This window comes from Spirochaetota bacterium, from assembly GCA_026414805.1.
Lineage (GTDB): Bacteria > Spirochaetota > UBA4802 > UBA4802 > UB4802 > UBA4802.
Genome location: JAOAIH010000043.1, coordinates 15,746 through 27,443 on the forward strand (window position 1 = coordinate 15,746; position 11,698 = coordinate 27,443).

Consider the following 11,698-nt stretch of genomic DNA (forward strand, 5'->3'; position numbering starts at 1 on the left):
TTACTGACGGCATGCTGACATTTCATTGTAACGACACTGCTATTATATATAATCCAGAGAAGAATGCGGTTATCTGTATTGCAAACCCTGAAGGCAAAAAGCTGTGGGTTAAGAAGCTTGCAGAACCGGTTATAATACAAAATGTACTCTACGATGACCGGTATTACTATCTTGCATGCAGAACCGGTGATACCCAAGGCATGTTTTTGACAATAGCACGGGATAGTGGCTCAACTGTTTGGTTCATACCAGGGCGAACATTCCTTGAGGTTTTATTCAATGGGTTTTTGTATCTCATTTTTGTGGATGAGGAAGACAGGTATTTTTTAATTAAAGTAAAGCGTGAAGATGGCACCAAACTCTGGCATCAACAGATAGATCATGATCTGTATTACTACCATTTTAAAGAAAATGGCATTCTGCTTCATTTTGCTTCGGGAAAAAAGGAAATGATTACCTATAGCGGGGAACGTATTCTATATTAGTGGCTTTTTATCAGGAGCTATCGCCCAAAAACTACTATTACTAAAATCTAAAAGAAAATTGAGATTTTACCGATAGATATTGATAGATACTAATTGCATATTACTACGCACGAGGTTTTGCTATGAAAGCAATGCATGTACCAACTGAAGCTGCAAGTATATATAATCAGGCGCTTGCGCTATCTAATCAAGGAAATTATGCACAGGCTATTGAAAAATATATGCACGCTGTTGAGGTATTTCCGCAGTTTATTGAAGCATATAATAATATAGGCGAAATTTATTCGCGCATGGGCAATAGTGAAAAAGCAATACAAGTATATGTAAAAGCGCTTTCAATAAAAAAGAACCATAAGGTGTTATTAAACTTGGGCGTTGAATACTATAACGCAGGTGATTATAAAAAAGCATTGCAGTATTTTCATGAATCGCTTCAACTTAAAAGCGATTTTATTGAAGGCAATTTTTATGCTGGCATGGCATACTTTAATGTAAAAGATTATGCAAATGCACTGCGTTTTTTTGAAGCAACTGTTGCCATTGACCCTCTTCACTTGAAGGCAAATTATCTTTTGGCCTATATACATTATGAAAACAAAGATTATAAAAAAGTTATTGAGTGTTTAAACCGCATTGCCCATGTTGCAGATGATACGATGTTTATAAACAGGTATTACGGTTTTTGCTACTATCATTTGGGCGATTTTAAAAAGGCAATAAAATACCTCACAACTGCACTTACCAGCAGCCCAAAATATGCACAGTTCAAAGCGTATTTAGAAAGCTTAACATACGAAAACAAGCTCAAAGAAGTGGGCGACATTGATGCAAAAATTAAGGAGCTAGAACAAAAGATAATGAAAGAAAAGCCTAATCTTTCAGAGTACACTCGATTGAGCATGCTCTACATATTTAAGGGACAATATAAAAAAGCAGAAGATTTGCTGGTAGGCGTTAAAGCCAGAATGGCGCGATAAATAAAAAAACCCACACATATCGCTGTGGGTTTTTTGCTGATATACCTGGGTATAAAGATATTTTCTAATAGTTAACAACTGCAGCCGTCACTGTAACCGCCACAGGAATCACAACCACCACTGTATTCAGGAGTGTCGCTTATGTTTACTACCTTAACATGGAAGTGTAGCGTTTTTCCTGCAAGAGGGTGATTCATGTCAACTACCACTTCATCGTCGGTTATTTCTTTAATCACTGCAGGGATCTGTGCTCCGTTATCCATCTGCAAGCCTATTGTCATCCCGATTTCGGGCTTAAACTGCTGCTGTACTTCTTCCAATGGAAATGCGTATAAAAGGTTTTCGTCATATTCCCCGTAACCATCCTCAGGTAAAATGACTATATCTTTTTCTTCGTCAAGCTTCATACCTAACACTGCTTTGTCCAGGCCAGGTATAACCATACCAGCGCCAGCTTGAAATTCAAAGGGCGTACCATCAAGACTGGAATCAAACACCTGTCCGTCGTCAAACTTACCTGTGTAATGAATGGCGACATATTTACCTTCTGTTACCATAAAAACTCCTTACATATTTTAATTAATAATTGCTGCAATTTTTGTATGATAATGCGATAATCCTGTGGGTATTACATACGGGCAGGTGATTACAGCATTACACTTGTACAAAAATAAAAGTAAAACAGCAATTATACTCTACCACAATAAGATACTCTATGAATGTGTCAATATCAATATTTTTTTTAAAAAATTAAATAATGGGGCGATAGTTACAACAGTAATGACAATGCTACAACCAAAGCTTAATACGCGTTCAGACATTAATGTTGTTGACATATATGCAATAATATTTTATAATGTGCAACAACATGGAGGGCGCCATGAAAACGATTAATGTTGGATTTATTGGCCTGGGGCGTATTGCTGACCTTCATTACCTTGGCTACAAAAATAACAAGCAGGCCACTCTGTATGCGGCATGCGATATCAATCAGCAGCTGGTAGAGCAAAGAGCACGACAGTGGCACATTACAGCTACGTATACCAATTATAATGATATGCTCTCTGATCCACATGTTGATGCTGTTGAAATACTAACTCCCCATGCACTGCATGAGCCAGTGGTGATTGCAGCTGCTCATGCAGGCAAGCACATTGCCCTGCAAAAACCAATGACGGTTGACCTTGCAAGTGCTGACCGTATACTTGCCGCAGTAAAACAATCCGGAAAAATTTTTAAGGTTACCGACAACTATGCGTTCTATCCACCCATACGGCTTGCAAAGAAAATTATTGAAAATGGAGAGATAGGTGACCCCATTACAATCCGCATAAAATTTATTGGTGGCGGAAGCGGCGGCTGGTATGTTCCGCCTGAGGCCTGGCAGTGGCGATTGAAAGAACACACCGAAAGCGGTGGTGTTCGTGGCTTTGATACCTTTGATCATGGACATCACCTGTGGACGACTGCATGGTATTTATGCGGAAGTGTAGAACGTGTGGCTGGCTGGATTGATTCAATTGATGGCATCATCGATGCGCCATCAGTTATGATATGGAAGCACACACGGGGTGTTTATGGCTCAATTGAGTTTGTGCACATGCCAGCGCTTAAAATTCCTTCTAAGTATTATGCCAACGATGAGTGGATAGAGGTAAGCGGTACTCAGGGAATTTGCATAATCCACCGGTGCACCGGTGAAGTTGTAAAAGGTCCATCGGTAAGTGTTTTCACCAGTAAAGGGTGGAAACACTATAATGAAAACAGTGACTGGGCTTTGGGTTTTGTGGGTGCAACACATAATTTTATTGCTGCCATTCGTGGTGAAGATAAGCCTATGCTTTCAGGAGATGATGCTCGGGAGATACTGCGCTTTTCGCTGGCAATACAGAAATCTGCAAAAATGCGAAGAGAAGTGTATACACAAGAGCTTGATTGCAGGTTCCCATCAGTATATTATTATTTAAAACATCGCAAGGAGGTTAACGCATCAAAACCGCAAAAGACACGTTTTCTGGAACGTATCGGAATTAACACAGACCTTTCACAATATGCACCTGAGGCAAAAAAACTTACAGATGAATTTTTACAGCGGTACAATCCTGATGCGGTGAAACAATGGACAGTAACTATCGCCCTTGATATTGAAAATGATGGAAATACAAAAGGTTTTTGTTATGGTATTCTGATTAATAACAGCTTGATGACAGTAAAGGAAGGGGTGCTGCCGGAAAAATGGGATTTGAAGATCACTGTACCTGCCGGTGTATGGGCTGCAATCTTACTTAAGAAAAAACGTATTGAGATGGCCTATCTTAAGGGGCAAATAAAAATTGAAGGGAAAGCCGAAGAGGCGTTGAAACTGCGCGCTGCTTTTGGGATTTGAGCACATGTCACTCTGAGCTTTTCACCATGTCATTCTGAGCTTTTTTACCATGTCATTCTGAGCGCAGCGAAGAATCTCATGAACAGGAAAAGCGAGATCCTTCGGTAGTCCCGATTGTATCGGGACCCCTCAGGATGACATAAGAATGAGTTCCTCAGGAGGACAAGAAGATATAGCTTCAGGATGATATTATAAATACTATTTTGTAGGAGGAAATGTATGGCATCGCAAACAAGTTTATCTATAAAAACAAAATTGGGATATGGTCTTGGGGATTTTGGTGCCAACTTGGTATTTCAGTCGGTGGTATTATTCTTAATGTTCTATTTGACTGATGTCTTTTTAATTGCAGCTTCAGCAGCTGGTACAATTTTTTTAATTGCAAAGATATGGGATGCAGTAAGCGATCCCATGATGGGATATATCTCAGATAAAACACATACACGGTGGGGACAAAAACGACCGTATCTACTTTTTGGAGCTGTTCCTCTTGGTCTTTCAATGGCACTTTTGTTTTATACACCTCAACTTGGAAGTGAAGCAAAAACATGGTATGCGCTTACAATGTTTCTTTTTGTATGTACTGCATATACAGTGGTCAATATTCCGTATGGCGCCTTAACTGCTAACCTTACACGTGACAGTATTGAACGCTCGCGCCTTACCGGTTACCGAATGTTTTTTGCTGTTGTGGGTACACTTTTTGTTGCAGGTGCAACCAAGCCGCTTGTTGGGCTTTTTAGTGAACCGGTATCAGGCTGGCGCTTTGTGGGGATAGTATATGGTAGTCTGGCAGCACTGTTTACGCTCATTACATTTATTTCAGTTCGTGAACGTGTACAGCACAGTGATGCAGAAGAGTATAGACTCAAAGATGTTGCAACAACTCTTTCAGTGAACAAGCCCTTTATCTTTCTTTCAATTGGAGTGTTTATGCACCTGTGTGCCATTGGTGTACTGGCATCGATGGTTAACTATCTGTTTAAATATAACTTTGGCAAAGAGGACTTTATCCCTGTTGCATTTTTATGTATGTTTGCCACCGCTGCAGTAGCTATTCCTTTATGGGTGTTTGTTTCAAACAAAATTGGCAAAAAACATGCTTTCAATATTGGCATGGGTTTACTTGCGTTAATCCTTGTGGTTTTGTTTATGACAGAAAAATTCAATTTTGTTTTTTTTACCGTGCTTTTTGTTTTTGCAGGTGTGAGTGTTTCAACTGTGTTTTTTAGCCCCTGGGCAATGATTCCTGATACTGTGGAATATTCGCAGTGGAAAACAGGATTACGTCGTGAAGGCATTATTTATGGCTTTTTTTACTTCAGCCAGAAATTAGCAGCAGCCTGTGCAGGGTTTATTACTGGAGTGGGCTTAACGCTGTGTGGGTACATTCAGCCAAAATTCATTAATAAAATTTTGACTGCTCAACTACAGAGTGTGGATACTCTTGCAGGAATAAAGATACTTACAACGCTTATTCCGCTGGTATTAATTATATGCGGCATTGTTTTTATAAGCCTTTTTCCCATTGATGAAAGGATGCATAAGGAATTGTTGAAGAAAATTGAATGATTCTACCACCCTAATCTATGATACTCTTCCTGCACCTTGTGGCACCAGTTTCCAACATTCCAGCTTCCAAAGACGCCCATACCGCCTAATTCATTGCTGCCACTGTACACAGGCACATGTATAACTGATAACCCTTTGTAGGAATGTGCCTGGTTAAGCGCATTGGTAAGTTCATGTGTTGTATATCCGCCAAAGAAGGCTCTGACCCCATGTACCGCATGTGCCAATGCAACATAATCCACGTTTACGGAGTCATTTGTTTTATACGGTTTGCCATACTGTGCATACTGTAAGCCAGTGATTGCCCCCATTTGCCGATTATCAAATATCACAATGATGCCCTGCGCATTGTGCTGTACTCCATCAATTAAAATCTGTGGATTCATCATGAAACTGCCGTCGCCGCAGAATGCCATCATGCGTCTACCAATTATTCCTGATACAAGTATTGACGAAGGCGCAAATCCCATGTATGAGGATCCTGTTTCAGTAATGGTGTTTCCTTCATGTTCATCTTCTATAATCTGGAAGCCATTTGCCTGAACATCGCCTGCATCAAATACTTTAATGTAATTATGTGAATCTGCAAACTCACATGCGGCTTTTATTGCAGCAGGCTGGGTGAGCACATCCCGTTTAAAGGTATCATCATACAGTGTTGGATTTTCATAGCGTAGTTTTTTAAATGACTGCCACTGTGATTTTTTTTCTTTTAAAATTGCAAGCCACTGTTTTGAGCTATCGCCTTTTGTAACCCCGGAATTTTTAAGGTGTGCAATAAATAACCTTAGATTGTGTTTGGCATCTCCTACGATAGAAATGGTTTTTGTATAGTGAAACGCGTGATATGGATTGGTATTGAAGTTAATGATAGCGCGTGCATTTTTCCACGCAGTCCCTGAACAGTCCCATTGGCACACGCCGCGCGCACCCACAATTATCACCATATCAGCCTGATTCATTGCAAAATTGCCGCACAGCGACCCCTTTGAACCTCCCACACTCATGTAGTGCGGATGCGAATATGGCACTATGCCTGTGCTTGAGGGACCGCTTACAATTGCTGCATGTAAAATTTCTGCAAGCTCACATAGTTCCTTGCCACACCCGCGTGCACCATTGCCAATCTTTATGGTAATACGCGATGCACTGTTTGCTATAGCAACTGCTTTTGCAAACACTGCATCATCATTGCACATAACTGGAGAGTGTGTGTACCGTGAGGAAAGCTGTAAAAGATTAAAGTTATGCAACACTGCGGGCTGCACATTCATGGGCGCAAGTAAAAAAAATGGCTGAGCAAATGGCACACCGGTAACAACTGCACCGCGCTTCAATGCAGCAATTACTGACCATGGCTCATACAGTGCGTATGCATTTCCCATGGTGCTGCATAATTTAAGAAACAGCCCCTGTTCATCTTTTGGGATTTGTTGCATGTTGAAGCCTTCATCGTGTGTGGTTTCATCACCATAAATATGATACACGCCAACACCGTTTGAAGCAGATGCAAGTGAGCCTGCAAATGCATGCAGTGCACCGGGACCAATTGAGGTGATGACAGCTGCCACTTCTCCGGTGAGCATTCCGTAAGCAGTGGCTGCATGAGCAGCTGCTGTCTCATGGCGTACATTATACGTTGTAACCAATCCATAATGTTCATATATTCTGAGCACTTCGGCAATATCAGTTGAGCCGTGACCAAAGACACCAAAAAAGCGCGTCACGTTTTGATTAAACAGCCCAAGGACTATAGCTTCGGACACCGTGATATCCTGATAGGGGGCGATAGCACCTGCTGCGATTGCCTTACTAATAGTACCGTACTGTGCTATTGCCTGTGCGCGTGTATCTATTGTATTCATTGACTTTCTCCGTAAATAGGATTTGCTTTGCCTCACTCAAAGCACCTGTGCCTGTGAAAGAAGCGGTTGCTGAACTTACCAACACAATACATGGAGCACGGCTTATTTTCTACATTCTGCTTTGTAGTGCATTTTTTAACTGTTCATCTGCAAGTGTTTCAACATTAAGAATATCTGCAAAGCCCGGATACGATATTACAGGCTTTACAATTTCATCAGGAAGTACCTGTACGATGTACGCCATAGATTTATGCGTCATACATGAGATAGATGTGAGTAGTTGTCGGGACTTCATCTGCGATTCTTTCCTGTGCTCTGGGTACCCGCATCCTGATTCTACGCTAAAAAAAGCATCAAAGATAAACTTAAGATTTTGTTCCGAAGCCCAACCGTATCCCTGATTGAGCGCAAGTGAGATGCAGTTGCCGGCGTTTATCTGGGCAAAGAGCCATGCATCAAGTGGTGTGATGATATGTCCGCACACAACACCCGGATATTGCATCACCGCGTTTAAAAACCCCTGACCAGTGCCACAGCCGCCCACTATTAAATCAACACGCTTTGTAGCAATAAGCAGTGCCGCCATAAATCCAGTTTGTATGTAAGTAAGCTCAGGCTGTACACCTGTTTGTGTCATACCAGCATTGATGATGTCATGTCCTCTTCCTTCAAGTGCTGCCATTATGTCTTTATTTTTATCTGCTGCACTTGTTTCATTTATTACTGCAATTTTCATTGTATTGCTCCTATTCCCAATATTTCACGTGCTTCGTTTGGCAAAGCAATCTCTCTTCCAAGCTCACGGGCAAGCCGCACCAGTCGCTCCACAAGCTGTGCATTTGATTGTGCTAAAATACTTTTTGAGTAAAAAACATTATCTTCAAGTCCTGTGCGCACATGCCCTCCTAAAAGTATGCTCATGGTATTCATTGCAAGCTGATATTTCCCAATCCCAGACACATTGAATATGCTTCCAGGTGGAAGGTGTCGCACCATAGTTAAAAGATTTTCTGGTGTTGCCTCATACCCACCCATGCCGTTTACACCCATGACAAGATTAATATAATAGGGAGGTTGCAATAGTTGTTTTGCAATGAGGTTTTCAACTTCTAAAAACATCGAAGGGTTATACAGTTCGAGCTCAGGTTTTATGTTTAGCTCCCGCATTGCGCGCGCAAAAGCTTCAATCTCGTGGCGATAGTTCATAAAAGGAAGTTCTTTGCCCTGATAGAAGAACACCACCGAACCGCAGTTGAGCGATGCAGAATCCGGTTTTGCTTCAAGCGATGACATTCGCTTTTCTATGGGGAGTCCAGGTCCACCTGTGGTGTTTTGAATTATCAGTGGACAGCGGGCGCGAATTCCATTGTTGATCTCAGTAAAGATTTCTTTTGATGCAGTTTGCCTGCCTTCTTTATCGCGTGCATGAATATGCACAATTGCAGCACCAGCATTATAGCAGTCATACGCTGCCTGAATTATCTCTTCGGGTTGTTCAGGGAGTGCTGGATTTGCCTCTTTTCCGTGTATGCCGCCGGTTAACGCTGCAGTTATGATAAGCTTTTGCATATAGAGCCCTCTGATAGAATTTTCCCCCATTGCATTACTGCATATGCTGCAACTACCCATTCATTTACATGTGTGTATACAGGGATCCCTTGTTGCATAAGCTTGTCTTTCATCTTGGTTGAATACACCCCTTCTGTGCAGCAGCATACTATGGGCTTTTTCTTTGCTGCATTGTGTGTTGCTATTTTTTCAACAATTGCTTCATCAAGTGGAGTATTCTGAAACACAAAAAATGGCATAATGATATCTACTGCGTCATCCTGCATCAACTGAGTCATCACATAATCATAATCATCGGATGTTGCAGAACCAGTAATATCAATTGGGTTTTGTATAATATAAAAGAAACTAAAATGTTCGCGCATCGATTCCAGTGTATCTTTGCCAAGTGGTGCAAGTTCAAGGCTTTTGTGATCAAAATGATCAAGCGCATTCACCATTGGCCCAGCACCGTTAGAAACAAGTGCAACTCTATTGCCTTTTGCAGGAGGCTGCCATGACAGCGCAAGGCTTGCAGCAAAGCATTCGTGCAGGCTATCAGTTACAATAAGTCCACTTTCTTCAAAGATATCACGATATAACTTGTAGCTTCCACCATATGCACCGGTATGGGAAAGTGAAGCGTGTGCAGCTTGCTGTGTTCTGCCAGTTTTAAATACAACTACAGGTTTTTTGTTATGCAAAGCTTTTTCTACAGCTTTTAAGTATTTTCTTCCTTTTCCAAGGCCTTCAATATATGATGCGATGACGCGTGTGTTGGCGTCGTGTGCTAAATAGGCAATCATGTCGGCTTCGTCCACATCAACGCGGTTGCCATAGCTTATCATCTTACTCATTCCAGTCTTGTGTGATAGCTCCATGAATGTTACTCCCCATGTGCCACTTTGCGTAATAAAGCTCACTTGCCCCTGACATGGTCGTGAAAACCGATCCACATGGTAGAAGAATGAATCAAATTGTGAAAAGCTGTCAAATGTGCCAATGCAGTTAGGACCAATGATTCTGATGTTGTACTGTCTTGCTTTTGCTGCGATTGTTTGTTCAAGCTCTTCACGGCTGCCGCCTAACTCCTTGCCACCACCGGATATGATGATAGCATTGTGGCAGCCTAAAGCTGCCATGTCATCAAGAATGCTCGGTACAAGCCCTAAATCAACTGCGATGATGACAATGTCAGGAACTTTTGGAATTGCATTTAATGAACTATACGCAGGCAGTCCCAAAATTGTGCGCTGTGTGGGGTTAATGGGGTAGATGGTGCCGCCAAAATTGCTTTTTGTAAGGCAATCTACAATTACATGCCCAATCTTGTTTTCTACAGATGATGCGCCCACCACTGCAACACTTCCTGGTTTAAAAAATGTATCCATCAACGAAGAGTTGGGTTCTTCAACAAAAAAAGGGTTATCAATTTTTTTATGAAATAGCGTGATCGAAGCATCAGCAACTACACATTGTGTTTCATTTACTATTATAGGATTACAGTCAACGGACTGAATGTAGTGCGCAGCATAAGAAGCAAACGTTCCAAGTTTAATAAAAATATCGACTAATCCATTGATGTTAATTCTCCTACCTCTATGACCCTGTATCAGTGGATAGCCTTTTAGTTTTTTTAGCATTGCGATAATACTGTTTTCTTTTGCAGGGAGTAAGCAAAATGAAACATCATCAAGAATGTGCGTGTAAATGCCGCCAATGCCAGCCATAAGAACAGGTCCAAACACTGGATCATTGGTAATTCCTGCAATTATCTCAATAGTGCCGTTTACCTGTTCTTCTATTAAAATTTCTTCTATTGTAAAGCCATATCGCTTCCCATTTGCAATTAAGGTATGATATGCATCGATAAGCTCATGAGTATTATTAATATTTGTAATAACGCCACCAATCTCGGTTTTATGCAAAAGTTCTCTAGAAGCTATCTTGGCCACAACTGGAAACGATAGTTGTAAAAAATCATCCTTAATTTCTTCTACTGTTTTTACAATAATTCCTCTTGGAACTGGTATTCCGTATTGTAAGAGTATACTTTTTGACTCAACCTCGGATATTATAAGATTGAGCGATTTAATCCTGTCGTTGAATACATCAGTAAAATCAAATGACGGTTTCATGCGCTGCCTCTGGCTTTCTTTGCTTCTTCAATACTTTTGCGGATGTACTCTGTGGAAATTGCAGGAATAAAAATGCATGCTATGTGCAACGGTTCATTGCTTGTATTAAGAGTTTTATGCATAGAGCCTGGCGGCGCATAGAGTGCAGTGAGAGGTTTTATCTCAAATTCAGAGTTTTCACACCATGCTCTGCCGGATCCAGATAAAAAAATCATGAGTTCAGCTGATTCAGGATGACTATGGAAGTCGGTACAACCACCATTGGGGGCTAGCGTTGAAAGAATAAATGTAAAGTCTTTTATTTCTGGGTGTGTATCAGATGATAGCAATGGCTTGAGCTCGCGTTCAAACGGCTTATTGACTTTAAACCCTTTTATTGATGAAAAATTTATAAACATTACATATTTCTCCAAGAATAGAGTATTGCAACAACCATTTCATGTTTGACCAGATAACTATTTTTCATTTGTTATCCCAATTCAGTGCCGCTTTCTATAATCATATGCTTATCATGATTATGGTGGCTAAAAAGATTATAATCAATGACACCTAAAGTAAAAAATGAATTATTGTATAATAAGCAATAATATTGTATAAAAGTCAATAATTAATCTTCATCCTATTAAAATTTTTTCAAAGTAATGCCTGCAGTATTTAGTACTTGACACTATAATTAATAATGTCATTGCATACTATGAAACAAAAGGAGAACCGCAGTGACTAAAGT

The 11,698-nt window shown here is 40.7% G+C and carries 11 protein-coding genes; 5 read left to right on the forward strand and 6 right to left on the reverse strand.

Annotated features, from left to right (window positions below; genetic code table 11):
- Positions 1–11: 11 nt before the first annotated feature.
- Together N3F66_09720 and N3F66_09725 are read left to right on the forward strand one after the other, a co-directional pair.
- Positions 12–485 carry a hypothetical protein gene (locus tag N3F66_09720; GenBank protein ID MCX8124429.1) on the forward strand — a complete coding sequence of 158 codons (474 nt, stop codon included), beginning with the start codon at positions 12–14 and terminating at the stop codon, positions 483–485.
- 122 nt (positions 486–607) lie between these two features.
- A complete protein-coding gene (locus tag N3F66_09725) occupies positions 608–1,462 on the forward strand; it encodes a tetratricopeptide repeat protein (GenBank protein ID MCX8124430.1) in 855 nt (284 codons plus the stop codon).
- A 71-nt stretch (positions 1,463–1,533) separates the two neighbouring features.
- On the opposite strand, the gene N3F66_09730 is transcribed toward N3F66_09725, so the two are convergent.
- Positions 1,534–2,019, reverse strand: coding sequence for a peptidylprolyl isomerase (locus N3F66_09730; protein MCX8124431.1), 486 nt, complete (start codon positions 2,017–2,019; stop codon positions 1,534–1,536).
- Between the two features lie 64 nt (positions 2,020–2,083).
- Between N3F66_09730 and N3F66_09735 the strand changes: the two genes are divergently transcribed.
- From N3F66_09735 to N3F66_09745, 3 genes are all read left to right on the forward strand, one after another.
- Positions 2,084–2,356, forward strand: a complete 273-nt coding sequence (locus N3F66_09735; protein MCX8124432.1) for a hypothetical protein — start codon at positions 2,084–2,086, stop codon at positions 2,354–2,356.
- Positions 2,343–3,848 carry a Gfo/Idh/MocA family oxidoreductase gene (locus N3F66_09740; GenBank protein MCX8124433.1) on the forward strand — a complete coding sequence of 502 codons (1,506 nt, stop codon included), beginning with the start codon at positions 2,343–2,345 and terminating at the stop codon, positions 3,846–3,848. The genes N3F66_09735 and N3F66_09740 overlap by 14 nt, the downstream gene beginning before the upstream one ends.
- A 219-nt stretch (positions 3,849–4,067) precedes the next feature.
- Positions 4,068–5,420 carry an MFS transporter gene (locus tag N3F66_09745; GenBank protein ID MCX8124434.1) on the forward strand — a complete coding sequence of 451 codons (1,353 nt, stop codon included), beginning with the start codon at positions 4,068–4,070 and terminating at the stop codon, positions 5,418–5,420.
- A 2-nt stretch (positions 5,421–5,422) separates the two neighbouring features.
- On the opposite strand, the gene N3F66_09750 is transcribed toward N3F66_09745, so the two are convergent.
- From N3F66_09750 to N3F66_09770, 5 genes are all read right to left on the reverse strand, one after another.
- A complete protein-coding gene (locus N3F66_09750; GenBank protein ID MCX8124435.1) occupies positions 5,423–7,285 on the reverse strand; it encodes a thiamine pyrophosphate-dependent enzyme in 1,863 nt (620 codons plus the stop codon).
- A gap of 109 nt (positions 7,286–7,394) precedes the next feature.
- Complete coding sequence (locus tag N3F66_09755) at positions 7,395–8,021, reverse strand: RpiB/LacA/LacB family sugar-phosphate isomerase (GenBank protein ID MCX8124436.1); 627 nt, start codon at positions 8,019–8,021, stop codon at positions 7,395–7,397.
- Entirely contained in the window at positions 8,018–8,854 is an 837-nt protein-coding gene (locus tag N3F66_09760; GenBank protein MCX8124437.1) for a 3-keto-5-aminohexanoate cleavage protein, read from the reverse strand. The genes N3F66_09755 and N3F66_09760 overlap by 4 nt, the downstream gene beginning before the upstream one ends.
- Positions 8,836–10,971 carry an acetate--CoA ligase family protein gene (locus N3F66_09765; GenBank protein MCX8124438.1) on the reverse strand — a complete coding sequence of 712 codons (2,136 nt, stop codon included), beginning with the start codon at positions 10,969–10,971 and terminating at the stop codon, positions 8,836–8,838. The genes N3F66_09760 and N3F66_09765 overlap by 19 nt, the downstream gene beginning before the upstream one ends.
- A complete protein-coding gene (locus N3F66_09770) occupies positions 10,968–11,369 on the reverse strand; it encodes a cupin domain-containing protein (protein ID MCX8124439.1) in 402 nt (133 codons plus the stop codon). Before N3F66_09770 ends, N3F66_09765 begins: the two co-directional genes overlap by 4 nt.
- Positions 11,370–11,698: the final 329 nt, after the last annotated feature.